The 25,646-nt window shown below is 61.1% G+C and carries 20 protein-coding genes and 1 pseudogene; 14 read left to right on the top strand and 7 right to left on the bottom strand.

The genetic code is table 11. The features are described 5' to 3' along the window. Window positions 1–232: 232 nt before the first annotated feature. Entirely contained in the window at window positions 233–868 is a 636-nt protein-coding gene (locus AAHB08_RS02405; protein ID WP_162519108.1) for a YchE family NAAT transporter, read from the bottom strand. An 897-nt stretch (window positions 869–1,765) separates the two neighbouring features. On the opposite strand from AAHB08_RS02405, the gene adhE reads away from it, so the two are divergent. The 5 genes from adhE (at window position 1,766) to AAHB08_RS02380 (ending at window position 10,096) form a co-directional block, all read left to right on the top strand. Beyond that, window positions 1,766–4,441 (top strand): bifunctional acetaldehyde-CoA/alcohol dehydrogenase, encoded by a 2,676-nt coding sequence (gene adhE, locus AAHB08_RS02400; RefSeq protein ID WP_319917840.1) that lies wholly within the window; start codon window positions 1,766–1,768, stop codon window positions 4,439–4,441. Between the two features lie 110 nt (window positions 4,442–4,551). Then, a complete protein-coding gene (locus AAHB08_RS02395) occupies window positions 4,552–5,787 on the top strand; it encodes an HD-GYP domain-containing protein (RefSeq protein ID WP_342057992.1) in 1,236 nt (411 codons plus the stop codon). Window positions 5,788–6,139: 352 nt separating this feature from the next. Next, on the top strand, window positions 6,140–7,831 hold the full coding sequence (locus tag AAHB08_RS02390; protein WP_342057991.1) for a sensor histidine kinase: 1,692 nt from the start codon (window positions 6,140–6,142) through the stop codon (window positions 7,829–7,831). Then, entirely contained in the window at window positions 7,828–8,532 is a 705-nt protein-coding gene (btsR, locus tag AAHB08_RS02385; protein ID WP_342057990.1) for a two-component system response regulator BtsR, read from the top strand. The genes AAHB08_RS02390 and btsR overlap by 4 nt, the downstream gene beginning before the upstream one ends. Window positions 8,533–8,674: 142 nt before the next feature. Beyond that, a complete protein-coding gene (locus tag AAHB08_RS02380) occupies window positions 8,675–10,096 on the top strand; it encodes a carbon starvation CstA family protein (RefSeq protein ID WP_342057989.1) in 1,422 nt (473 codons plus the stop codon). 71 nt (window positions 10,097–10,167) lie between these two features. On the opposite strand, the gene AAHB08_RS02375 is transcribed toward AAHB08_RS02380, so the two are convergent. After that, window positions 10,168–11,778 (bottom strand): mechanosensitive ion channel family protein, encoded by a 1,611-nt coding sequence (locus AAHB08_RS02375; RefSeq protein WP_342057988.1) that lies wholly within the window; start codon window positions 11,776–11,778, stop codon window positions 10,168–10,170. A gap of 242 nt (window positions 11,779–12,020) precedes the next feature. Here AAHB08_RS02375 and AAHB08_RS02370 point away from each other — a divergent pair, with 242 nt between their 5' ends. From AAHB08_RS02370 to AAHB08_RS02350, 5 genes are all read left to right on the top strand, one after another. Continuing rightward, window positions 12,021–12,353, top strand: a complete 333-nt coding sequence (locus AAHB08_RS02370; protein WP_202045145.1) for a DUF3302 domain-containing protein — start codon at window positions 12,021–12,023, stop codon at window positions 12,351–12,353. A gap of 10 nt (window positions 12,354–12,363) precedes the next feature. Beyond that, window positions 12,364–13,401, top strand: coding sequence for an HlyD family secretion protein (locus tag AAHB08_RS02365; protein ID WP_202045144.1), 1,038 nt, complete (start codon window positions 12,364–12,366; stop codon window positions 13,399–13,401). A gap of 113 nt (window positions 13,402–13,514) precedes the next feature. Further along, window positions 13,515–15,275 carry a DEAD/DEAH box helicase gene (locus AAHB08_RS02360; protein WP_342057987.1) on the top strand — a complete coding sequence of 587 codons (1,761 nt, stop codon included), beginning with the start codon at window positions 13,515–13,517 and terminating at the stop codon, window positions 15,273–15,275. 85 nt (window positions 15,276–15,360) lie between these two features. Beyond that, window positions 15,361–16,815, top strand: coding sequence for a D-alanyl-D-alanine carboxypeptidase/D-alanyl-D-alanine endopeptidase (gene dacB, locus AAHB08_RS02355; protein WP_342057986.1), 1,455 nt, complete (start codon window positions 15,361–15,363; stop codon window positions 16,813–16,815). Between the two features lie 175 nt (window positions 16,816–16,990). Further along, window positions 16,991–17,248 carry a GrxA family glutaredoxin gene (locus AAHB08_RS02350; RefSeq protein ID WP_202045141.1) on the top strand — a complete coding sequence of 86 codons (258 nt, stop codon included), beginning with the start codon at window positions 16,991–16,993 and terminating at the stop codon, window positions 17,246–17,248. Window positions 17,249–17,307: 59 nt separating this feature from the next. Here AAHB08_RS02350 and AAHB08_RS02345 read toward each other — a convergent pair whose 3' ends face one another. Beyond that, the gene (locus AAHB08_RS02345) at window positions 17,308–17,517 is read right to left on the bottom strand and encodes a DUF1653 domain-containing protein (RefSeq protein ID WP_005326862.1); all 210 of its coding nucleotides are present in this window, start codon (window positions 17,515–17,517) and stop codon (window positions 17,308–17,310) included. Between the two features lie 359 nt (window positions 17,518–17,876). Between AAHB08_RS02345 and AAHB08_RS02340 the strand changes: the two genes are divergently transcribed. Next, a complete protein-coding gene (locus AAHB08_RS02340; protein WP_117403192.1) occupies window positions 17,877–19,091 on the top strand; it encodes a pyridoxal phosphate-dependent aminotransferase in 1,215 nt (404 codons plus the stop codon). Window positions 19,092–19,155: 64 nt separating this feature from the next. Here the strand turns inward: AAHB08_RS02340 and AAHB08_RS02335 are convergent, their stop codons facing one another. After that, complete coding sequence (locus tag AAHB08_RS02335) at window positions 19,156–20,631, bottom strand: YfcC family protein (protein ID WP_342057985.1); 1,476 nt, start codon at window positions 20,629–20,631, stop codon at window positions 19,156–19,158. A gap of 162 nt (window positions 20,632–20,793) precedes the next feature. Continuing rightward, window positions 20,794–21,987, bottom strand: coding sequence for an enoyl-ACP reductase FabV (fabV, locus tag AAHB08_RS02330; RefSeq protein WP_342057984.1), 1,194 nt, complete (start codon window positions 21,985–21,987; stop codon window positions 20,794–20,796). A 260-nt stretch (window positions 21,988–22,247) separates the two neighbouring features. Here fabV and AAHB08_RS02325 point away from each other — a divergent pair, with 260 nt between their 5' ends. The 3 genes and pseudogenes from AAHB08_RS02325 (at window position 22,248) to AAHB08_RS02315 (ending at window position 24,314) form a co-directional block, all read left to right on the top strand. Next, window positions 22,248–22,694 (top strand): DUF4124 domain-containing protein, encoded by a 447-nt coding sequence (locus AAHB08_RS02325; protein WP_342057983.1) that lies wholly within the window; start codon window positions 22,248–22,250, stop codon window positions 22,692–22,694. A 306-nt stretch (window positions 22,695–23,000) separates the two neighbouring features. Further along, window positions 23,001–23,774 (top strand): annotated as a pseudogene (locus AAHB08_RS02320) (PAS domain-containing protein); the annotation flags it as partial. Window positions 23,775–23,870: 96 nt separating this feature from the next. Beyond that, the gene (locus AAHB08_RS02315) at window positions 23,871–24,314 is read left to right on the top strand and encodes a methyl-accepting chemotaxis protein (RefSeq protein WP_342058053.1); all 444 of its coding nucleotides are present in this window, start codon (window positions 23,871–23,873) and stop codon (window positions 24,312–24,314) included. Between the two features lie 80 nt (window positions 24,315–24,394). Here the strand turns inward: AAHB08_RS02315 and AAHB08_RS02310 are convergent, their stop codons facing one another. Both AAHB08_RS02310 and AAHB08_RS02305 read right to left on the bottom strand, forming a co-directional pair. Further along, window positions 24,395–24,592, bottom strand: a complete 198-nt coding sequence (locus tag AAHB08_RS02310) for a hypothetical protein (protein WP_139434130.1) — start codon at window positions 24,590–24,592, stop codon at window positions 24,395–24,397. Window positions 24,593–24,653: 61 nt separating this feature from the next. Then, window positions 24,654–25,550, bottom strand: coding sequence for a DMT family transporter (locus AAHB08_RS02305; RefSeq protein ID WP_342057982.1), 897 nt, complete (start codon window positions 25,548–25,550; stop codon window positions 24,654–24,656). Between the last annotated feature and the right edge of the window lie 96 nt (window positions 25,551–25,646).

Below are 25,646 nucleotides of genomic sequence, written 5' to 3'. Positions count from 1 at the left end.
AAAAATCCCGCTGCCCGCATAATTCCCTGACAATTCTGATAATGCAACAGATATCATCAGGTGGGGGCGGCTTTGGCGGTCAAAAAAACAGCTTTAAACCATTTATTCAGCATTTAAATATCGTGAGATGGGCGTTTTTTATACAAAGCCGCTCGATTCTAGGAAATGACTAACAAAAAAGAAACAATAAAAAGCCGGTCACGAGGACCGGCTCCGACAAAACAGACCTGAATCACATCAATCCGGGAAAGACTCCCTTGATCCCCGCCACCATGATCTCGATACCGAGGGACATCATGATGAGACCCATGATCCGGGTCACCACGTTGATGCCGGTGTTGCCCATCAGCTTGAACAGCAGAGGGGCGGCACGGAAGATGAGCCAGGAGCAGTAGGCAAAGGCCATCACCACCACGAACATGCCCATCAGCTCGGGCAGGGTCTTCTGGCTGGCATAGACGATGGAGGATGAGATGGCCCCGGGGCCGGCCATCAGCGGCAGCGCCAGGGGCACCACGGCGATGGATTCGCGTGCGGCCAGTTCACCCTTCTCCTGCTTGTTGTGCTTCACCTCCCCCAGCTTGCCCTGCAACATGGACCAGGCGATCAGGGTGATGAGCGAGCCGCCGGCAATGCGGAACGATGCGAGCGAGATGCCGAAACCGTCGAGGATCAGCTGCCCCATGCACATGGAGACCATGAGGATGATCATCACGGCAATATGGGCCGTGGTGTTGGTCTTCCTGCGCTCATCCGGCTGCATGTGGCCCGTCAGGCTCACAAAGACCGGCAACAGACCCAGCGGGTTGATGATCGCAAACAGGCCAACGAAAAATTTCAGGTATAAAGAGAAGTCAATTGCTGCCATAAGCGCCATCCAGAACCAATTCGGGCCACTGAGGGCCATCCCCGTCAAACTGCGCGTAAATTTACACCATGATATTTCCCTTCTCCAATCAAATAATCTCACCCTTTCCGGGGCTTTTCAGTTAGTTCCTCTAATGAATCGACAAAAATCAACATATCGAGTTGTTAACCGTCATGGAGGCCATTTAACACGCTTGCAAAGTGTGGCGGCGTTTTATGTCGAAACTCCCTGTCATCACCCTATTTCCCTTCAGGAAAGCGTCATTTTCATGGATTGATCTGGAGGACCCCAGGGGATAACCCCTATTCACCTCCACAGCGCGCCCCAGGCTGGCACCCTATCTTCACCCCGATCTGCCCGGGGCGGCCATGCAGCAAGCCGTGCCCCCCGCACAGGCGTCGCCATGGGATTTGCCGAACACCGCCTAAAGTCCGGCGCAAAGGCCCGGCGCTGGATGAAAACAACCACCATTTTTTCCAACAGAAATGAAACGCCGGCCCCTCTATCAGGGCGAGAGGCTTGCAAGGGCCGCCACCAGGCCTGGCCTCACCGTCCTCCTTGCCAGCGGCGAAACCGCGGGGGGATGTGAGACAACGGTTTGATACCTGGCGCAAAAATGGCTGTTCACCTCGTGTTCATCCCCCCGGCGCTCTACTCTACAAATGCGTAACATCTGGCCGACCGGGATGGTGAAACAAAATTTCTTTTGTTCTTTTGTTACATATGATCCAGATCAATCTTTTCTGACACATCCCGGCTCTATAATCGAGCCAGAAAACAATTTAGTAAGGCATGTAAATACCCCGTTATGGTGATTCTCTCCTTGACAGGGCGGCTATAATTGCCGGGCATTGCCAAGGTCTTACTAAACAGTTTTCAAATCATCAGGAGATAAACATGGCAGTAACCAATTTGGCTGAACTGGATGCACTGGTTGCCCGCGTCAAAGAAGCCCAGCGTGAATTCGCCAGCTTCTCGCAAGAGCAGGTAGACAAGGTCTTCCGCGCCGCCGCCCTGGCCGCCAGCAACGCCCGTATTCCCCTGGCCCAGATGGCAGTGGCTGAGTCCGGCATGGGCATCATCGAAGACAAGGTCATCAAAAACCACTTCGCCTCCGAATACATCTATAACGCTTACAAAGACGAGAAGACCTGCGGCATCCTGAGCCAGGACGACGAGATGGGCACCATCACCATCGCCGAGCCGGTAGGCATCATCTGCGGTATAGTGCCGACCACCAACCCGACTTCCACTGCTATCTTCAAGGCCCTCATCTCCCTGAAGACCCGCAACGCCATCATCTTCTCCCCGCACCCCCGCGCCAAGAACTCCACCAATACCGCTGCCAAGCTGGTACTGGATGCAGCCATCGCCGCCGGTGCCCCGAAGAACATCATCGGCTGGATCGACCAACCGTCCGTCGAGCTCTCCAACGCCCTGATGAAGCACAACGACATCAACCTTATCCTGGCCACCGGTGGCCCGGGCATGGTGAAGGCCGCCTACTCCTCAGGCAAGCCCGCCATCGGTGTGGGTGCCGGTAACGTACCCATCGTTATCGACGAAACCGCCGACATCAAGCGTGCCGTCGCCTCCATCCTGATGTCCAAGACCTTCGACAACGGCGTGGTCTGTGCGTCCGAGCAGGCCGTCATCGTGGTCGACTCCATCTACAACCAGGTCAAGGAGCGTTTCGCGACTCACGCCGGCTACATCCTCTCCAAGGACGAAGCCGACAAGGTGCGTAAGGTGCTGCTGATCAACGGCGCCCTGAACGCCGACATCGTGGGCCAGCCCGCCACCAAGATCGCCGCCATGGCCGGTGTGACAGTGCCTGCCACCACCAAGATCCTCATCGGTGAAGGTCTGGAGCTCTGTGCAGAGGACGAGTTCGCTCACGAGAAGCTCTCCCCGACCTTGGGTATGTTCCGCGCCAAGAACTTCGAAGAAGCCGTCGAAATGGCCTGCGACATGGTCAACATCGGTGGTATCGGCCACACCTCCGGCCTCTACACCGACCAGGATCGCAACGCCGACCGCATCAAGTACTTCGGCGACAAGATGAAGACTGCCCGTATCCTGATCAACACCCCCTCCACCCAGGGCGGTATCGGTGACCTGTACAACTTCGCTCTCGCCCCGTCCCTGACCCTGGGTTGCGGCTCCTGGAGTGGTAACTCCATCTCCGAGAACGTCGGTCCCAAGCACCTGATCAACAAGAAGACAGTCGCAAAACGGGCAGAAAATATGCTGTGGCACAAACTTCCGAAATCCATCTACTTCCGTCGTGGTTCCCTGCCGATCGCCCTGGGCGACCTGGAAGGCAAGAAGCGCGCCATGGTGGTCACCGACCGTTTCCTGTTCAACAACGGTTATGCCGATGAAGTGGTTCGTCTGCTCAAGAAGCTGAACATGGAAGTGGAAATCTTCTACGAAGTGGAAGCCGACCCCACCCTGTCCGTGGTTCGCAAGGGCGCCGAGATGGCGAACTCCTTCAAGCCGGACGTGATCGTCGCCCTGGGCGGTGGTTCACCCATGGATGCAGCCAAGATCATGTGGGTCATGTACGAGCACCCGGACACCGCGTTCGAAGACCTGGCCATGCGCTTCATGGACATCCGCAAGCGTATCTACAAGTTCCCGAAAATGGGCGTGAAGGCCGAACTGGTCTGCATCACCACCACTTCCGGTACCGGTTCTGAAGTGACCCCGTTTGCGGTCGTGACCGACGACGCCACCGGCATGAAGTACCCGCTGGCCGACTACGAGCTGACCCCGAACATGGCCATCGTCGACGCCAACCTGGTCATGGGCATGCCCAAGTCCCTGTGTGCCTTCGGCGGTATCGATGCCGTGACCCACGCCATGGAAGCCTATGTCTCCGTACTGGCCAACGAATACTCCGACGGTCAGGCGCTGCAAGCCCTGAAACTGCTCAAAGAGTATCTGCCCTCCAGCTACCAGAACGGTGCCAACGACCCGGTTGCCCGCGAGAAGGTGCACAACGCCGCTACCATCGCCGGTATCGCGTTCGCCAACGCCTTCCTGGGTGTGTGCCACTCCATGGCCCACAAGCTGGGTGCCGAGTTCCACATCCCCCACGGCCTGGCCAACGCCCTGCTGATCAGCAACGTCATCCGCTACAACGCGAACGACAACCCGACCAAGCAGACCGCGTTCTCCCAGTACGACCGTCCGCAGGCTCGTCGTCGCTACGCCGAAGTGGCCGACCATCTGGGTCTGACTGCCGCCAGTGACCGCACCGCGGCCAAGATCGAGAAGCTGCTGACCTGGCTGGACGAGCTGAAAGCGACCCTGGGGATCCCGGCCTCCATCCGTGAAGCCGGCGTGAACGAGACCGACTTCCTGGCCAAGGTTGACCAGCTGGCCCTGGAAGCCTTCGATGACCAGTGCACCGGCGCCAACCCGCGCTACCCGCTGATCACCGAGCTCAAAGCCATACTGATGGACACCTACTACGGCCGTCCCTTCACCGAGGAAGCTCAGGTAGCGACCAAGGTTGAGGCCAAAGTCGACGCCAAGGTAGACAGCAAGAAAAAATCCAAGGCCTGATAACCGGCAAGGATGACAAGAGCCCGCGCACATGCGCGGGCTTTTTTGTTTGTCTATCTGTTTAATTTTGCTAGCTTGTTGATAGGCAAATTCGACAGAAGAGTGAGTCTATGGCGCTGATCCAGGCCTCCATCGAGCAGTTGAGAGTCGGCCACTACATCCATCTCCCCACGGGATGGACCAGCCACCCTTTCATGTTCAACGCCTTCAAGATCAAGGACCAGCAGCAACTCGAGATCATCCGCCACCTCGAACTCACCCTGCTGATGGTGGATCCCGACAAGAGCGATCTCCCCGTCGAGCCCCTGCTGCGGGCCGAGCCGGCACCTTCGCCCGATCTCGGGGCTGCGCAAGATGCCTCCGCCCCACCGACCGAACCCGCGTTCGACGAAAAGGCCTTTCGCCGTTCCCTGCGCACCGCCGACAAGGCATTCGGCCAATCCCTATCAGACCTTCGCGATGCCCTCGGCGCCCTCAATCTCAAGCCGGACGAGGGACTGGCCAATACCGCCCAGATGGTGCGCACCGTCGCCGCCCGCCTCGCCGACCACCAGGGGCCCCTGGGCCTGCACCTCATCCGCAGCCAGCACACGGACATCCTGCTGCAACACAGCCTGAGCGTGGCCTTCATCGCCATGCTGATGGCAAGGGAGCTCGGCATGAGCCATATCGAGATCGAGGAGGCGGGGCTGGCCGGCCTGCTGCACGATATCGGCGAGCTCAGGATCCCGAGCCAGATCACCCAGAAGCGGGGAGAGCTCAGCCGCGCCGAGCAGAATTTTCTCAACATGCATCCCCAGTACGGGCTGGAGATGCTCAACCAGTGGCAGGCCTTCGAACCCAGGATCCGCGAAGTTGCCCACCTCCATCACGAGCGGCTGGACGGCAGCGGCTTTCCCCTCGGCATCCAGGGGGACAGGATCCCTCCCCTCGCCCGCCTCATCGGCCTGGTGGACTATTACGACGAGCTGCTGCACCCGCGCAGCGGCCTCCACCCGGCGGGGCCGAGTCAGGCCATCGGCCAGCTCTACAAGTTGTCCCAGAAGAGATTCGATCAAGATCTGGTCAGATTGTTGATAAAGGTGCTGGGGGTCTATCCGCCCGGATCCCTGGTACGCCTGGAGGATGATACGGTGGCATTGGTGCTCTCGACAGAGCCCAGCATGCCCCTCAAACCCAAGGTGCAACCCTATATCAGGGGACAGCGCCCGGAAGCCGTGGCCATGATGGATCTGCGGGAAGATGGGAGAAGCATCATAGCCACCCTCAGGCAGGAGGAGCTGGATGAGGGGCAGCGGCCGTTTTTCAACCTGGGCCGACGCGTCTGCTACTATTTCGCCTTCTGAGTTATCCCCAGAAGCTGGGGATAACTCATTGGACAAACCTGAATAATTGCTCGAGCCCCCTCAAAATCGTCCGCCATTGGAGCTGGATAAAAAACGCCCAACCGAAGGCCGGGCGGAGCATGCCACCTCCGTGTGGCGCACCCAATGGGCACATTCATGCTCACTCCAGCAATATCAAGCTCCGCCCGGTTACACAAATATCAATTTAACATGCTGATTTTATATGGTTTTATTTTTTCATTCTGGCAAACTGCCCCCGCCATGGGGCCGCGTCCTGCATCAGGACGGGATCTTGCTCACAGTACGCCCTGGTGGCGCTCTGACCCGGGATCACTCTTGAGGAAGGTTTTTTATGCAATTAGTCCTCTCCCTGCTCCAGCAGATGAGCGTCAGCCTGGTCATTGCCTACCTCTTCTCCAAGAGTCCCTTGCTGCGCCCCCTGGCCAACTACTCGGTCAGACTTCCGCACAAGATACTGATATACGTCATCTTCTCCTGCTTCTGCATACTGGGCACCTATGTGGGGCTGGACATAGACGATGCCATCGCCAATACCCGCGCCGTCGGCGCCGTGCTGGGAGGGCTGCTGGGGGGCCCCATGGTGGGCTTTCTGGTAGGGCTGACCGGGGGGCTGCATCGCTATACCCTGGGGGGCTTTACCGATCTCGCCTGCGCCATCTCCACCACCTGCGAGGGGCTGCTGGGGGGCCTGGTGCACTGGCGGCTGATGCGAACGAACCGGGTGGATGCCCTGTTCACTCCCCGGATTGCCTTCTTCACCACCCTCTACGCCGAGATCCTGCAGATGGTGATCATACTGCTGGTCGCCACCCCGTTCGATCAGGCCCTGCAGCTGGTGCGCACCATAGCCACCCCCATGATCCTCGCCAATTCCTGCGGGGCGGCGCTCTTCATCAGCATGATCCGCGACCAGCAGCGGATGTACGAGAAGTTCTCCCGGGTCTTCTCCGCCAAGGCGCTCACCATAGCCAACCGCACCCTGGGGATCATGGCCCAGGGCTTCACTCCGGAGGCGAGCCGCAAGATAGCCCACATAGTGCAGGAGGAGACCGGGGTCGGCGCCGTCGCCATCACGGACACCGACAAGATCCTCGCCTTCATCGGCACCGGGGAGGATCACCACAAGCCGGGCACCCCCATCACCTCCGCCATCACCCTGCAGGCCATAGCCCAGAACAAGGTGCTGTTTGCCGACGGCAATAGTCAGCCCTATCGCTGCAGCATCTCCCCCCAGTGCCAGCTCGGCTCCGTGCTGGTGATCCCGCTGCAGGGAGACAGAGGAGTGATAGGTACCATCAAGCTCTACGAGCCCAAGAAGCGGCTCTTCCTCAAGATCAATCACACCCTGGGGGAAGGGATAGCCAACCTGTTGTCGCAACAGCTGCTGGCCGGCCGGCTGGAGCAGCAGCAGCGCCTGCTGGTGCAGTCCGAGCTCAAGCTGGTGCAGGCACAGATCAATCCCCATTTTCTGTTCAACACCCTCAATACCATCAGTGCCATCACCCGCCGTGATCCGGGCCGGGCGCGGGAGCTGCTGCTGCACCTCTCCCGCTTCTTTCGCAACAACCTCAAGCGTCAGAGCGGCTTGACCACGTTGCGGGAGGAGCAGGAGCACTGCCAGTCCTATCTGGAGATAGAGCAGGCCCGCTTTGGCGAGCGCCTGACCGTCATCAACGAGATACCGCCACACCTGGCCGACATGCAACTGCCGAGCTTCACCCTGCAGCCCCTCATCGAGAATGCCATCAAGCACGGGATCTGCTCCCTGCTGGAGCAGGGGCGGATCCGGCTCTTCGCCGAGGAGGGGCAAGAGAGTGTCACCCTCTGCGTGGAGGACAATGCCGGAGCCTGGCAGCCGGGTCCCCAGGGGGACGGCCTTGGCATGAGCATTGTGGACAGGCGGCTCAAGAGCGCCTTCGGCGAGCGCTTTGGCATCCAGGTGCAGTGTGAGCCGGAGCACTGGACCCGGGTCTCTTTCACCCTGCCCAGACAGCCGGATTCCCCTTCCAAGGAGATGACATGATCCGCACCCTGATAGTCGACGACGAACCCTATGCCCGCGAGGAGCTAGCCGAGCTGCTCGGCAGCGACCCCGACATCGAGATCCTCGGCTCGGCCGCCAATGCCATAGAGGCGCTCTCCCTCATTACACGACTCAAGCCGGAGGTGGTGTTTCTCGACATCCAGATGCCCAAGCTCAGCGGCATGGAGCTGGTGGCCATGCTGGACCCCCTGCCCCGCATCGTCTTTGTCACGGCGTTTGATGACTATGCCATCCAGGCCTTCGAGGAGAACGCCTTCGACTACCTGCTCAAACCGGTGGAACCTGCCCGCCTCGCCAAGACGCTGGCGCGCCTCAAACAGGATCTCAGCCACCAGCCGGTGGCGGCGCTGACACCGGCCATTCGCCACATTCCCGGCTATCTGCACAACCGGGTGCGGCTGCTGCCCATAGAGCAGGTGGAGTACGCCTTCTCGGATCTCGGCGGGGTGCACGTCGCCTGCCAGGGGGAGCTGTTTCACACCCAGCTCACCTTGAAATCCCTGGAGGAGAAGACCCCGCTGCTGCGCTGCCACCGCCAGTACCTGGTGGCCCCGACCGCGATCTTCGAGATCCAGTTGCTGGAAAACCAGCTGGCCCAGATAGTCACCCCGAGCGGTGCCCGGGTGCCGGTCAGCCGACGCTATCTCAAGGAGCTGAGAGACGAGCTGGGGCTGGAATAAGGTCGCCCGCTGTGCGCCGGATCACAACGGGCGACCGCTCGGGTCGCCATGTCGCCGCTCACCCTCATTTACCTGCCGTTAACAGAAGCCCCCACCTAGACTGGCTGCGCACACCAAACAATAACAAAGCAGGAGCGTAGCAATGATCTGGTTCTTCCTCTGTGTCGGCTTACTTGTCGCCGGCTACTTCATCTATGGCAAATTCGTCGAGCGCATATTCGGGCCCAAGCCCGAATTGAAGACCCCCGCCATCACCATGGCGGACGGGGTGGACTATGTCCCCATGTCGGACAAGAAGGTCTACCTGGTGCAACTGCTCAACATCGCCGGCGTCGGCCCCATCTTCGGCCCCATACTCGGTGCCCTCTATGGTCCGGTCGCCATGCTCTGGATAGTGTTCGGCTGCATCTTCGCCGGCGCGGTCCACGACTACTTCTCCGGCATGCTGTCGGTACGCGCCAGAGGCGCCTCGGTACCGACCGTGGTCGGCGAGCACCTCGGCACCGCCGCCAAGCACTTCATGAACCTCTTTGCCGTGGTGCTGCTGATGCTGGTGGGTGTGGTCTTCGTGCTGAGCCCGGCGGGTCTCCTGGCCAACCTCACCTCCACCGATCTGGTCTACTGGATAGTGGCGATCTTCGCCTACTACATCCTCGCCACCATAGTCCCCATCGACAAGATCATCGGCCGCTTCTACCCCATCTTCGGCGCCCTGCTGGTGTTCATGTCGGTCGGCCTCATCATAGGCCTCATCGTCTCAGGCAAGGGCTTCTACAACACCGGGATGGATTTTTCCAACCTGCACCCGACCGAGCTGCCGCTCTGGCCGCTGCTGTTCATCACCATAGCCTGCGGCGCGGTATCGGGCTTCCACGCCACCCAGTCACCGCTGATGGCGCGCTGCATGCAGAACGAAAAGTCCGGCCGTTTCATCTTCTACGGCGCCATGATAGGTGAAGGGATCATCGCCCTCATCTGGTGCACCCTGGGTCTCTCCTTCTACGACAGCACGGAGGCGCTCAACGCCACCATGGCCAACGGCGGCCCGGCGGCCGTGGTACACGAGGTCTCCACCAGCCTGCTCGGCACCGTGGGCGGCATCCTGGCCATCCTCGGCGTGGTGATCCTGCCCATCACCTCAGGTGACACCGCGTTTCGCAGTGCTCGCCTCATAGTGGCGGACTTCCTGAAGATGACCCAGAAGCCGCTGGCCAAGCGACTGCTGATCGCCATCCCCATGTTCATCCTCGGTTTCATCATCTCCAAGGCCGAGTTCGGGGTGATCTGGCGCTACTTCGGCTGGGCCAACCAGACCACAGCCGTCATCATGCTGTGGGCCGCAGCCGCCTACCTCATCAAGGAGGGCAAGCTGCACTGGATCTGCACCATACCCGCCATCTTCATGACCGCCGTGGTGATCACCTACCTGGCCAACGCCCCCATCGGCTTCGGGCTGGCGATGAACGTCTCCACCATCATAGGTCTGGTGAGCACCGCCTTCATCACCCTGGCCTTCCTGGTGAAGTTCAGACCCTCCCAACTGAGGGAAGCCAAGGAGAGCTGAGTCCCGAGACTGCATTTTCCCCATGACAACAGGCCCGGCATTGCTGCCGGGCCTCTTCATTTTCCGGGGAGCTACCCTTTGCTGGTCGTCCCTGGCGCCTCGGCGGGCGCCTGGTACCAATGTTCCCTCGCCACCAGTACCGCCTGCTCCGGCTGGGCGATGAAGTTGGGGGACATGATCTGCACCCCGAACTCGTTGAACACGTCCTGGATATGGCCGTGAAGCTCGGTCTTGACCACGGCGGGGAGCAGGTCCGCCTTCATCCGTACCTGCAGCTCGTATTCCACATACCAGTCCTGCAGATTCAGCTGGCGCACCAGGGGTGGCTCGGACTGGTTGAGCAGGGTGCAGCGGCGGGCCGCCAGCTCCAGCATGGCGTGCACCTGACGCCAGGGCGCATCGTAGCCGATAGTCACCTTGGTCAGCAGTGCGACCCCCTTCTCCCCCGCCAGCCGCGTCAGGTTCACCACCTTGCCTCCCACCACCACGGCATTGGGCAGGGTCACCTCGTGATCCTGGCGGGTCACCAGCTTGGTGGAGAGGGCATTGAGCTCGCTCACCATCCCCTCAACTTCACCAATCTGCACCAGATCACCGGGCCGCAGGGCGCGGGAATAGATAAGCACCAGGCCGCTCATGGCATGGTTCATGATGCCCGCCGACCCCAGGGTCACCATGAGACCGAAGAAGACGCTGATCCCCTTGAAGGCGTCGGAGTTGGCACCGGGCAGATAGGGGTAGGCCACGGTCAGGGCAAACAGCCAGATCACCACCGAGAGCAGCCGCCGGGTGGCCCCTATGGTCTCGGCATGCAGCCCCTGCACGCGAAACTGCCCCCGCTCGATGCGATCGAAGAGGATGGCCAGCATCCGGATGAAGAAGCGGGTGATGATGGCGATAAGCAGCACTGTCACCAGGCCCGGCATGGCCGCAATCATGCCCTCCAGCATGTCGCCGCACAGGGCAAACAGGGAGTCTCCCAGCCGCTCGCTCCAGGCACGGGTCTGGGGGAAGAGGCCAAGCACAAAGGTGAGCCAGCCATAGGTGAGCATGAAGACCAGCAACAGGGTCAGCAGGCCGAGCAAGCGGACCTCCACGTTGCCCGCCACCTGACGCCACTGGTGGGGGATCAATCCCTTCTGCAGCAGGAGGCGATTGGCGAGCCACTTCCTGAGCCGTCTATGTCCCCATTGCAGCGCCCAGATGAGGCCGAAGAAGATCAGGCTGGCCAGGATCGCCATGCCGCTGGCCTTGACCAGATAGGGGGTCGAGTGCAGCTCAAGGTACTTGAGCCGTACCTTGTCGAGCCGCTGGCGGACCCGCTCGCTCGCCTGATCCAGGCTCAGCTCGTCGAGGGCTTCCAGATCCCCCTCCACCAGCACCAGTATCCGCTTGCCATTGACCAGAAACTCCCGGCTGTCCTGCCCGAAGCGCCTGGCGCTCACCAGGGTCACCGGCTGTTCAAGATCGGAGGCCTGCATCTGCTTGATCCGCTCCTGCACCAGCCGGACCCTGCCCGCCCCGTCCAGACTGCCAAACTTGGCCTGGAGCATGACGATGGGTTCATGGAGCAGCACCAGGGTCTGTGCCTGCTCCTGCTCGGTTGGCTCCAGCCTGGGTTCGGCGGCCCATGCCACCGTGGCCTGGGCAAGCATGAGCAACAGCCCCAGCCAGAGGTTCATTCTGTATCGCCTTTCCATCGCGCATCCTTTCTGTTACGAGACATACGAATCTCTTTCCTGCTTGATTTTATAGAAATAATTAGACGGTGCATGTTAAATAACCAACCGGTTAACCTAGCCTGTACTGGCAAGCTAACTCCCCGATTGCACTCTTGCGATCTGCTAATATGCTGTCATCATGAGCCGATTATTGTGAATGCCAGGCTCCGGGTATGGCCTCGCGACTTAGATGGGAGAAATCGATGGTACTTGACTACATTGCCCTGGGAATATTGGTGTTCGTCGTCTTGATCATGTTCTATGGAGTCATCGTCATCCACGACATTCCGTATGAAATCGCCAAGCATCGCAATCACCCCCACCAGGATGCCATTCATGTGGCCGGCTGGGTCAGCCTGTTCACCCTGCACGTACTCTGGCCTTTCCTCTGGATCTGGGCCACGCTCTATCGCCCCGATCGCGGCTGGGGGTTCAGTCAGCGTCTTGAAAAAGACGAAGACGAAATCAACGCTCTCAAGCAGGAACTTGCCGCCCTGCAGGCCCGTATGACCACGCTCGAACAGACTGAAAAATAGGTAACCCTCCATGGATTTGCTACTTATTCTCACCTATACGGCCATCTGTGTAGGGATTTTCAAGATCTTCAAGATCCCGCTCAACAAGTGGACCGTACCGACCGCCGTGCTGGGTGGCGTCATCATCATAGGGGCCCTGATCACCCTGATGAACTACAACCACCCCTATGCCCAGACGGCCCGGAATTACTACGTCTCCACCCCCGTCGTGCCCCTGGTGAAGGGGCGAGTGACCGAGGTCCCCGTCCAGCCCAACCAGGCTGTGAAGCAAGGCGACGTGCTGTTCAAGATAGATCCGGTGCGCTTCGAGCAGAAGGTCAACAGTCTGGCCGCCCGTCTCACCGCCAGCAAGGAGAGCCTCAACTCCATCAACGCCAGGCTGCGCTCTGCGGTGCTTGACCGGGATCGGGCGAAAGAGCTGATGCGCCGTGGTATCGGCAAGCAGCGCGATCTGGATGTGACACAGGCCAACGTCGATGACATCACGGCGCAGATAGATCAGCAGAAGGCGGCCATCGACGATCTGCAGGCCCAACTGGGCGAAGCGCAGTACAACCTGGAGCAGACAGTGGTCTATGCCCCCTCGGATGGCTATGTGCTGCAAATGGCCCTGCGCCCCGGCATGGTGGCCACCCCCTACCTGTATCGCCCCGTGATGACCTTCGTTCACAAGGACGAGAACTTCTATGTGGGCTGGTTCTGGCAGAACAGCATGCAACGCCTCAAGGCAGGTGACGAAGCGGAAGTGGTCATCGATGGTGCCCCGGGCCGCATCTTCAAGGGCAAGGTCGAGGCCATCATCCCAGCCATGGCACCCGGCAACATACAGGCCAACGCCCCCTTGCTGGACCAGAACTCGGCGCAGCAACCGGGTCGCCTGCCGGTGCTCATCCGCATCACGGATCCGGACTGGGCCCAGTATCAGGTGATCGCCGGCTCCAGCGGCCAGGCCGCCATCTATACCGAACACATGCACCACGTGGCCATCATGCGCAAGATCCTGCTGCGCATGGGCAGCTGGCTCAACTACCTGTTCCCCTTCCACTAAGCACCTTGGTGGTACCTGCGGGCCGGCATCATGCCGGCCCGCTGTTTTTGTGGCCCCAAGATCCCTATAATGGCGCCATCCTGCGCCGCACCATGTCCACACGCCACACCCTCATGTTCGTTCTCAGACCCTATCAAACCGACGCCGTCAACGCCGTGATCAGCCACTTTCGCAAACACCCGGATCCCGCCGTGGTGGTGCTGCCCACAGGGGCGGGCAAGAGTCTGGTGATCGCCGAGCTGGCCCGCAAGGCCCGTGGCCGGGTGCTGGTGCTGGCCCATGTCAAGGAGCTGGTGGAGCAGAACCACGCCAAGTACGAGGCCTGGGGGCTCAAGGCCGACATCTTTGCCGCCGGGCTCGCACGCAAGGAGGCGAGCTCCCAGGTGGTGTTCGGCTCGGTGCAGTCGGTGGCGCGCAATCTGGATGCCTTCGACGGCGCCTTCTCGCTGCTCATCATCGACGAGTGTCACCGGGTCTCGCTCGATGACGACAGCCAGTACCATCAGGTGATCGAGCACCTCAAGGCCGCCAATCCCGCCCTCAAGATCCTCGGCCTCACCGCCACGCCTTATCGGCTGGGGCTGGGCTGGATCTACCGACGCCACTACCACGGCATGGTGAAGAGCCACGGGGAGCGGCTGTTCGGTGACTGCGTGTTCGAGCTGCCCCTGCGCTTCATGGTGAAAAACGGCTACCTGACGCCGCCGCGCATGATCGATGCCCCCATAGTCCATTACGACTTCAGCAAGCTGGTAGCGCGGGAGAACGGCCTTTTCAGCGAGGCGGATCTCAACGGCGAACTCAAGCGCCAGCAGCGGGTCACCCCCCATATCCTGAACCAGGTGCTGGAGTATGCGGCCGAGCGCCAGGGGGTGATGATCTTCGCCGCCACCGTCGAGCACGCCCGGGAAATTCAAGGACTGCTGCTCGCCAAATCCCAGAGCGCGGCCCTCGTCACCGGCGAGACGCCGGGGCCGGAGCGCGATGCTCTCATCCATGCCTTCAAGGGGCGGGAGATCAAGTTTCTGGTCAACGTGGCGGTGCTCACCACGGGCTTCGATGCCCCCCACGTGGATCTCATCGTGATGCTGCGGCCGACAGAGTCGGTGTCCCTCTATCAACAGATCGTCGGCCGGGGCCTGCGGCTCTCGCCGGGCAAGGAGGATTGCCTGGTGCTCGACTATGCCGGCAACAATTTCAACCTGTTTGCCCCCGAGGTGGGAGAGCCTCGCCCCCACGCCGGCACGGAGCCGGTGCAGGTGCCCTGCCCCGCCTGCGGTTTTGCCAACACCTTCTGGGGCAAGACGGACGAGGATGGCAAGGTGATAGAGCACTACGGCCGCCGCTGTCAGGGGTTGTTTGAAGATGACGAGCGCCACCGCGAGGAGTGCGACTACCGCTTTCGCGCCAAGAGCTGTCCCGCCTGCGGCGCCGAGAACGACATCGCCGCCCGCCGTTGCCAGTCCTGCGATCAGCTGCTGGTGGATCCGGACGACAAGCTGAAAGAGGCCCTCAATCTCAAGGACTGCATGGTGATCCGCTGCGCCGGCCTCAGCCTCGCCAGCGGCCGCGGCAAACAGGGGGAGCGGCTGGAGGTGACCTACCACGACGAGGACGGCCTGACCCTGGTGGAATACTTCGGCTTTCACTCGAGCGGTGCACGGCGCTTGTTTCAACAGCGCTTTGTGCGTCATCATTGGCCCGCCCCGGGCCTTGAGCCCGAATTCACCACCCTGGAGAGCGTGCTGGCCGCCGAGAGCCGGTTCCGCCACCCGGACTTCGTCATCGCCCGCAAATCCGGGCGCTTCTGGCAGGTGAAGGAGAAAATTTTTGACTATCAGGGCCGTTATCGCACCGCCGACACCCTCGGCTGATGGCACCCTGGCAGGTGAAATACCGGTTTTGATTATCGGGGATGGTGCGAGATGCCAGGCCCCTTTCGTTCAGTTTGAGGATCTTATGCGGCTGTTGATTGGTTTTTATGCTCTGTTCGCCACACTCTTTGCGGCGCTCTTTTCCCTCCAGGCCCATGCCTCCCCGCTGACCCCCCCCAAGGGAGGCCAGTACGCCGTCATCGTCCAGGGCAGCAACGGGGTGGAATTTGCGAGCCACGCCGACGACATGATAGCCCCCGCCTCCACCATGAAGGTGCTGACCGCCCTGGCCGCCCGCCTCGAGCTCGGCGCCGATTTCCGCTTCGCCACCGACATCCAGGCCCAGGCCGGTGCCAAGCAGGGGGATGCCATCAACGGTGATATCTGGATCAACTTCGTCGGCGACCCCACATTGTCGCGCATGGATCTGGTCGCCCTGTTCAAGCAGCTCGGCGTGACCCGCATCAAGGGCAATGTCTACGTCAACACCGGCGCCTACAACGGCTACGAGCGCGGCAACGGCTGGTCCTGGGGGGATCAGACCCTCTGCTTCGCGGCTCCCGTCTCGGCCGTCATCATCGACAAGAACTGCGCCTACGGCACCGTCACCGCCACCCAGATTGGCAAACCCGCGGTGGGCAACGTCGCCACCGGCGTCCCCATCGGTATCGGTGCCGACAACGTGGAGGTGATGAGCTATGGGGACATGGCGCGCCAGTTCTGCGCCCTGGAAGTGGACATGGCCAAGGGCAACTTCTATGAGCTCAAGGGCTGCATCACCCCGAACAAGGAGCCGCAAGGCTTGCGCTTTGCCATCCACGACGTGGAAGCCTGGGGCTGGGACAACATCCGCTGGGCCATGAACCGCGCCGGCATCAGCCACGACGGCCTGCTGCGAGTCACCCATCAGGCCCCTGTGGGTGCACAGACCCTGGCCACCCACTACTCCGTCTCTCTGCCGGTGATGCTGTCCAAGATGCTGAAGAAATCGGACAACCTCTACGCCGATACCTTCCTGAAGACCGTCGGCCGCCACTACTACAACAAGCCGGGCAGCTATCGCAGCGGCACCATGGCGGTACGCGCCATCCTGACCAAGAACGGCATCGATCTGGGTAACGCCACCCTGGCCGACGGCTCCGGTCTCTCCGCCCACAATCTCATCAGCGCCCGCCAGATGCTGTCGGTGCTGAACTTCATCCAGAAGAACGACGCCCAGCTCGACTTCATCAAGCTGCTGCCAAGCTCCCAGGTGGACGGTACCCTGGCCTGGCGCCGCAGCGTCACCGCCCCCATGATGAAGAACAAGGTGCATGCCAAGACCGGCACCATCACGGGCACCTCCAACCTGGCGGGCTTCATCGACACCGCCGGTGGTCAGCGCAAGGCCTTCGTGATGTTCCAGCGCGGCCTCTCCCAGGATCCGGCGACCCACGAGCGCTATCGCGCCAGCAAGGCCGCCTGGCCCTGGACCGTCTTCGAGAAGGGGGTGCTGGAGAGCATCTATCAGCAGCAGCCCATCCAGATTGCCGAACAGTAAAGGGATGCCCGGGAAACCTCTATCTGAAGCAGTTCGAATAGATGGCCGGGTAGAGCTCCCGGGCAATCGAGCACGGCGAATGGGCGTATCGGTATTTTCAGCTTTGACTGGCCAGGAGCCGAGGCTATGCTGTCGCCAGCCTCGTCTCAACGGCCTTATCTAACGGAGAGAAAAGATGTTTGTAGAAATTTTTGGTCGCCCGGGTTGCCCCTATTGCGTTCGTGCCAAGCAGATTGCCGAGCAGCTGACCGAGGATCGCGATGACTTCGAGTTCCGCTATGTGGACATCAACGTCGCCGGGCTCACCAAGGACGATCTCGCCGCCAAGGCGGGCAAGCCCGTCACCACGGTGCCGCAGATCTTCCTGGACGAGCAGCACATCGGTGGTTGCACCGATTTCGAAGCCTATGCCAGAGCCAATCTGGGTCTGTAAGACAGATTACCAATGCAAAAGGCGCCTCAGGCGCCTTTTTTCATGTCACTTTACCAGGCTCATGCCACCGGCGTGAAGCGGCTCACCACCTGCCCCTGATGCTCAATCCACTCCATGAACATGGCGACCGGGCGGGCATAGACCTGTCCATCCTGCTCGGATTGGTAGACAACCAGCTGTTCCTGGGTTTCGGTGTGCAGGGCCAGGGCGAGCACTTGATAGTAACCCCCCTTGAAGTGGCGGTAGCGACCGGTGGCGGGTGCGTGCATGAAGAGCCTCGACGACAGGATGAAAGGGCGCCCTGGGCTGCGCGCGCCCTTGGCTGGCAGCAGGGGTTGAAGCAGATTTTTACCCCAGCCAATCGTGCCAGATGGGGTGGATAATTCAATACACTCTTGCTGCTTTATGAACCTCCCCCTCATCTTTCACTAGTCTCTTGCGAGAGAGGCAAACGATCCTGCTGAATTTAACAGACTGGCAACCCTGTTTCAGGGGTAAATATCAGGGATTTATTCCATAAATTAGATTGTTCTAGCATTCAATTCTGTGAAGAATAGGGGTAGAGAAATTTGATACTAAAAACAGCTTTTCTGCCAACGCGCCCCCAGGGGAAGGAATCACGCTCACCATGTTCACTATCGACAAGTCGCACAAGCTCGACGATGTCTGCTATGACATTCGCGGCCCGGTGCATAAAGAGGCCCGCCGTCTCGAGGACGAAGGCCACCGCATCATCAAGCTCAACATCGGCAACCCGGCCCCGTTCGGCTTCGATGCGCCGGAGGAGATCATCAAGGATGTGATCCTCAACATGCCCCAGAGCCAGGGCTACTGCGACTCCAAGGGGCTCTTCTCGGCCCGCAAGGCGGTGATGCAGTACTACCAGCAAAAGGGGATGCGCAAGGTCGACATCGATGACATCTACATCGGCAACGGCGCGAGCGAGCTCATCGTGATGGCCATGCAGGCGCTGCTCAACAACGGCGACGAGATGCTGGTGCCCTCCCCCGACTACCCGCTCTGGACCGCCGCCGTCACCCTCTCCGGCGGCCATGCGGTGCACTACCGCTGCGATGAAGGGGCCGACTGGTATCCGGATCTCGACGACATCCGCGCCCGCATCACCCCGCGCACCCGCGGCCTGGTGCTGATCAACCCGAACAACCCGACCGGCGCCGTCTATGGCAGCGAGTTCCTGCTGGAGGTGATCGAGATCGCCCGCCAGCACAACCTCATCATCTTCGCCGACGAGATCTACGACAAGATCCTCTACGACGACATTTCCCACACCAGCGTCTGCACCCTGTGCGACGATGTGATGGTGGTGACCTTCAACGGCCTCTCCAAGGCCTACCGCGCCTGCGGCTTCCGCCAAGGCTGGATGGTCATCACAGGGCCCAAGGGCCGTGCCAAGGGCTACATCGAGGGGCTGGAGATGCTGGCCTCCATGCGCCTCTGTGCCAACGTGCCCATGCAGCACGCCATCCAGACCGCCCTGGGTGGCTATCAGAGCATCAACGAGCTGATCCTGCCGGGCGGCCGCCTGCGCCGCCAGCGGGACAAAGCCTGGGAGCTTTTGAACGAGATCCCCGGGGTCTCCTGCGTCAAGCCCAAGGGGGCACTCTACATGTTCCCGCGCCTCGACCCCAAGGTGTACGACATCCGCGACGACCAGAAGATGGTGTTCGATCTGCTGCAGCAGGAGAAGCTGCTGCTGGTGCAGGGCACCGGCTTCAACTGGCCCGCGCCGGATCACTTCCGACTGGTGTTCCTGCCCCGGGAAGAGGAGCTGGAAGAGGCCATCGGTCGTCTCGCCCGCTTCCTCAAGGGCTACAAGCAGTAAGCTCCGCCCATGAAAAAGGCTCCCTCGGGAGCCTTTTTGTTATCTGTCGTTTTTATCCGTGCCATCAGCCGTGGAGCAGGGCCCCGGCCACCAGCACCCCCATGGTGATGAGGGCGACGCCGATGATGAAGGGCAGTACCCAGCGCACGAAGCGATCGTAGGGGATCCTGGCGAGCGCCAGACCGGCCACCAGGTGAGCAGCGGTAGGGGCGAACAGGTTGATCCAGCCGGAGGCGGACTGATAGGCGGTGATCACCAGATCCCGGGAGATGCCGGAGAAGTCCGCCAGCGGCCCCATCAGCGGCATGGAGACGGTCGCCAGCCCCGAGGTGGAGGGAATGAAGAAGCTCAGGATGATGTGCACCAGATAGGCCATCAGGATGAAGACCGACGACGACAGTCCGGTCACCAGCCCTTCGGCCCAGTGCAAAATGGTGTCGATGATGACGCCCTGCTCCATCACCACATAGATGCCCCGCGCCACCGCCACCACCAGGGCCACCCCGATCAGATCCCGCGCGCCATTGAGGAAGGTCGCCACATAGTTGGACTCCGGCATCCGGTTGATCAGCGCAATCAGGATGGAGGCGCTGAAGAACAAGGTAGAGAGCTCGTCAAACCACCAGCCAAGGGTGGGCAGCAGATCGATGCCCAGATCAGACCAGGGCACCACCGCATAGATCATCAGCAGGAAGGTGCCGAAGAAGACCAGCATGGTGAGCTTCTGCTTGCCGCTGAAGGCGAGGTTGCCGCTCTTCATCTGGGAGAATTCGTCGTCATATTGGATGTCGGCCAGCACGGAGCGGGACTTGTCCTGCTGCACCTGCTTGGCGTAGCGCATCACGAACCAGGAGGCGAAGATCACCAGCAGCAGCCACTGCACGACCCGCAAACCAATCCCCTCCCCGATGGGAATGCCGGCAAAACCGGAGGCGATGCCGGTGGCAAAGGGGTTGACGGTGGAGGCGAGCACCCCGACCCCGGAGCCGAGCAGGATGATCCCCGCTGCCACCATGCGATCGAAGCCCGCCGCCATCATGACCGGCACGATGAGCGCCCAGAAGGCCACCGTCTCCTCCGCCATGCCGAAGGTGGAGCCGCCAAGGGCAAAGAGCGCGATCAGCACCGGGATCAGCAGCCGCTCACGGCCGGCGAAGGCGCGCACTATGGCCCCCACCCCGGCATCGAGCGCCCCGCTCTGCATGGTCACCGCCAGAAAGCCGCCGATGATGAGCACGAAGAGCGCCACGTCGGCCGCCTTGTGAAAGCCCTGGATCGGTGCCTGGAGCACCTCGAACACCCCCTGCGGCTGGGCGGGCAGCTCTGTGTAGCTGCCGGGCACCGGCAACAACCGCTCGTCGCCGCTGTAGTCGGCCACGGCCGCCGCCGCAATCGGCTGCTGGGTCTTGGCCGTCAGGTAGTTGTACTTGCCCGCCGGCAGCACCCAGGTGAGGGCCGCCATCAGGGCGATGATGATGAAAAGCAGGGTATAAACGGTGGGGAGTTGGCGCTTCTTGGGCGCCTCGGTTGATGTGGTCATGGCTTCCCTTCCTCGGCAATGCCGTCATGTGATCCAAACAGCGCAAGACTAGCGGGTTTGTTCGGGGAAAAAGGTGATCACGGATAATAAACCTGCGGCAACAGCTTGAATGAGCGGCAAAAAAACAGGGCCCCGCAGGGCCCTGTCGTCACATGGTCAGGCTCAGAGCTCGACCACGTCGAATGTCACGTCCGGATTCACATCCGCATCGTAATCCACCTCGTCCAGACCGAAACCGAACAGGCGCAGGAACTCCTGCTTGTAGCCGGCGTAGTCGGTGAGCTCACAGAGGTTCTCGGTGGTGATGGAGGGCCAGAGATCGCGGCAGGTCTGCTGCACGTCTTCACGCAGCTCCCAGTCATCCATGCGGATGCGGGCCTGCTCGTCCAGTGCCAGCACCTCGCCATAGAGACGGGTGCGCAGCATGCGATCCACCTGCTCCATGCAGCCCTCGTGAATGCCCTTCTCCTTCATGATCTTGAAGGCCATGGAGATATAGAGCGGCATCACAGGAATGGCGGAAGAGGCCTGGGTCACCACGGATTTCAGCACGGCCACGTGGGCGGTGCCGCCCTTGGCAGCCAGATCGCCACGGATGGCGGCGGCGGCGCGGTCCAGATCTTCCTTGGCGCGGCCCAGGGTGCCATGCCAGTAGATGGGCCAGGTCAGATCGGTGCCGATGTAGGAGTAAGCCACGGACTTGGCGCCGTCGGCCAGCACACCCGCATCACGCAGGGCAGCCATCCACAGCTCCCAGTCCTGACCGCCCATGACGGTGATGGTGCTCTGGATCTCTTCCTCGTTCGCCGGCTCGACGGTGGCGGTGATGATCTGATCCTTGTTGGTGTCGATGGCGGTGGAGGTGTAGACCTCGCCGATGGGCTTGAGGGCAGAGCGCACCACTTCGCCGGTGTCCGGCATCTTGCGCACCGGAGAGGCCAGGGAGTAGACCACCAGATCGATTTGACCCAGATCCTGCTTGATGAGCTCGATCACCTTGGCACGGCACTCGTGGGAGAAGGCATCGCCGTTGACGCTCTTGGCGTAGAGGCCGGCCTCTTTAGCGGCCTTGTCGAAGGCGGCGGAGTTGTACCAGCCAGCGGAGCCCGTCTTGGTCTCGGAGCTCGGCTTTTCGAAGAAGACGCCAATGGTGGCGGCGCCGCTACCGAAGGCAGTGGCAATCCGGGAGGCCAGACCATAACCGGTGGAGGCGCCGATCACCAGTACCTTCTTGGGACCATTCTCGATGGTGCCCTTGGCCTGGGTGTAAGCAATCTGGCGACGAACATTGGCTTCACAACCGACCGGGTGAGTGGTGGTGCAGATAAAGCCGCGAACCTTGGGTTTGATAATCATAGGGGTCTCGGATCCGTTAAATGGATGAAATCGGGGCATAAGATACCTCATTGTGGCCCGCTATGGTGCTCTGATGTGTTGAACTGCCGGGAAAACCGGCCAACATCCCGCCGTTTGGCACGGCAACCGGACACCCTGCGAGCAGGAAAAGAGGACAGGGCGACACGGCCCCCCCCTCGCTTTCATTGCGGGTGTCGGGGGCGATTGTCTGACCCGGCGCCATGTACTAGTGTGCAAGGGGAGGATTCAAGGAGGAGTCTATGTCACGCACCCTGGTCATCTGCCTCACCCTGCTGGTGGCAGCCACCCCGCTCTCTGCCGAGGTCTACAAATGCACCGTCAACGGCAACATCACCTTCAGCGACATCCCCTGTACCGGTGACAGCGAGCCGGTGCGGATGAACATCTTCACCCCCTCGCCCGAGGAGGTCGAGCGGGCGAACAAGCGAACCCGGGATATAGAGGAGAACCTGGCCAGCGGTCGGAAGCAACGCCAGCTTGAGGCCCTGCGCACCGGGATGGGCGCCAGGGATCAGAAGATAACCCCTGAGATAGCCGGTGAGCGCAATGACCAGAGGGCGACGACCGAGACAAGCGATCTTGAGGACAGAGTACGCTCTCCCGGGATGCAGGGCGTGGCGCGCCAATACCAGAACGAGATGGAGGCGCTGAACAAGAAGATAAACACCCTCCAGCAGTCAAAATAATCCCCTTCCCCTGCCCGGTGCACAGGCCCGTTTTCCACGGGATGACCACTGCCCGCACACCGACACCAAAGGGTCACACCACCGACAGTGCCAATGGCGCCGCCTTCATGCCACTCTCGGCTCGGCCGGCAGTGCCCCGTGGCCGGCATGTGGACGATGCCATCCGACGCCCTGTGCCGAGGGAACATAAATCGGGATTGAAAATAAATATTCAAAAAGTCGATGCGGAGTCGATTAAGGTTCATCAAGCAGCAATGTTATTGTTAATTCACTCAGATTACTGTCGGTCTGTCATTCAAGGGTCTCATGGAGGAGCTCCGTATGTTCTGGAATCACAAAGCAAGCAAGGAAGCGAATGAACAGGTAGCGAGGATGTCGGAGCTGGGTGCTTTCGAGCAGGCCATCCAGTCCCAGGTGCCTTTCATCCAGTTTACCCCGGCGGGCATGGTCACCTTCGTCAACGACCTCTTCCTGAAGATCGTGGGCTTCCAGCGTGAGGAGGTGATGGGCAAGCACCACAGCACGCTCTGCTTCCCGGAGGACGTCAAGACCCGTGATTACGAGAGCCTGTGGCAGGATCTGCGCGGCGGCATCTCCCGCAACGGCCGCTTCATCCGCCAGTCGAAATCGGGCAAGGCGGTCTGGCTGGAGGCCACCTATTTCCCCATCATGATCGATGGCAAGGTGGCACGCGTCGCCAAGGTCGCCTCGGACGTGACCCAGCAACAGTCTTCCCTCGAGCGCACCCAGGCCCTGCTGGCGGCGCTCGACAAGTCGCTGGCGGTGATCGACTTCCAGCCGGACGGCACCGTCATCACCGCCAACCAGAACTTCCTCCACTGCTTCGGCTACCGGCTGGAGGAGGTGGTCGGCAAACACCACCGCCAGTTCTGCGACCCCGAGTTCTACCAGAAAAACCCCAACTTCTGGCGCGATCTCGGCTCGGGGGACATCAAGTCCGGGCTCTTCATGCGCCTCGGTCACCGCGGGGAGAAGATCTGGCTGGAGGCGACCTACAATCCCATCTTCAACCACGAGGGCAAGGTGGTCAAAATCATCAAGCTGGCGAGCGACATCACTGAGCGGGTCGAAAAATCCATCTCCACCCGGGAGGCGGCCCAGAAGGCCTGCGCCATCGCCAGCGAAACCGTCGCCAGTGCCGCCAAGGGGCGCGAGGTGATCGACAAGGTGCTGGAGACCTCCTCCCACATCAACACCTCGGTCAACGAGGTGAGCAAGCAGATAGATCTGCTCAATCAGCAATCCAAGAGCATAGAGTCCATCATCTCCACCATCAGCGGCATCGCGGATCAGACCAACCTGCTGGCCCTCAATGCCGCCATAGAGGCAGCCAGGGCCGGCGAGCAGGGCCGGGGGTTTGCGGTGGTCGCCGACGAGGTGAGGCAGCTGGCGGCCAGAACCTCGACCTCCACCAACGAGATCGTCTCCGTCATCAAGCACAACTCCGACATCACCTCCAAGATCACCCAGACCGTCTCCATCGTCTCAGGCAAGGCGGTGGCGGGGCAGGATCAGGCCAACATCATCGCCGACGTCATCAAGGAGATCATCGAAGACGCCAACTCGGTCTCGGACACCGTCAAGAGTCTCTCCATCTGAGCCCGGGGTGCACCATCCAAAAACAACGCGGGGCCAGGCCCCGCGTTGTTTTTTGCTCATCCAAGACACGCCAAGAGGCGTCAATCCCCTCCCTGCAGATAGTGCCTCGCCTCCTCGTCGGCCTGACCCAGGGCCAGCTCCCACAATTCGGCGATGCAGAGTCCCTCCTCCCCCACCGCCGCTTCCTCCAGGGCCTCCAGGGCTCTGGCATCGGCCAGGGTAAAAGGGTGGTGGCTCAACAAGGTCTTGGCCTCGGCCAGCAACTTCATGTCGCTCATGGTGTGGCTCCTTCATGGCCAGCATAGGTCCCTGTCCAGACTGTAGCCGATCGGGGGAAAGTCAACTCTGGGCGGCGGCGCTGCGCACCCGGTTTTTGCCCGCGGGCAACTGACCGACCCCGATGCCGGCCAGCACGGCGGCGCAGGCAACCCATTGCAGGGCCCCCAGCGTCTCCCCCAGCAGCAGATAGGCGAGCAGCAGGGTGAAGACCGGGATGAGGTTCACATAGGCGGCCGCCAGGGTCACCTTTACCTGGGTGACCGACCAGTTGTAGAGCAGGTAGGCGCCGAGCGTCACGAAGGCGCCGAGGAAGAGGATGACCCCCATGTCCTGCCAGGCCCAGGCTGCAGGCCAGGGGACACTGAACGCGAAGGGGGCGAAGAAGAGGGTGCCGACGAAGGCCTGCAGGGCGGTCAGGGTCAGCACGCCGTAGCGGCTGGAGAGCTTCTTGAACACCACCGAATAGGTGGCGGCGCAGAGCATGGCCCCCATCTCCAGACTGTTGCCGAGCAGGGCGTTGGGGGCGAACTCATCTGCCCCCTCGGCCAGCCCCAGCAGGGCGATGCCGCAGATGGCGATGGCAAAACCCAGCAGCTGGCGGCGGCTCACCCGCTCCCTCAGCAGCACGAAGGCCACCAGGGCCACCATCAGGGGCAGCAGCGCACAGACCATGCCCGCCTGCCCGGCACTGGTGTAGCGCAGAGCGTTCACCTCCAGCAGGAAGTAGAGGCAGGGCTCCAGGGCGCCCATCAGGGCCAGCCAGCGCCAATCCCCTTTTTGATAGTGGAAGTTGCCGAGGTGACGGTAACAGAGCAGCCAGCAGCCCGATGCCACCGCCATGCGCATAAACAGCACCTGACCGAAGGACCAGACCTCCAGCACATATTTGAGGGCGATAAAGGAGCTGGACCAGAGCAGCATGGCCAGGGTGAGGGTCAGTATGGGTAACGGGCGCACAATGCCTCCATGAATTGGGCCCACGAATAATAACCATACGGCCTTGCGGTTGTCTAAAGGCACCTAACATCAGATAATACTGCCGCCTTCACACCG

It is taken from the genome of Aeromonas sp. OTU364, from assembly GCF_038440395.1.
Lineage (GTDB): Bacteria > Pseudomonadota > Gammaproteobacteria > Enterobacterales > Aeromonadaceae > Aeromonas.
The sequence above is the reverse complement of the archived record's forward strand: the minus strand, read 5'-3'. Positions and strand labels throughout refer to the sequence as shown.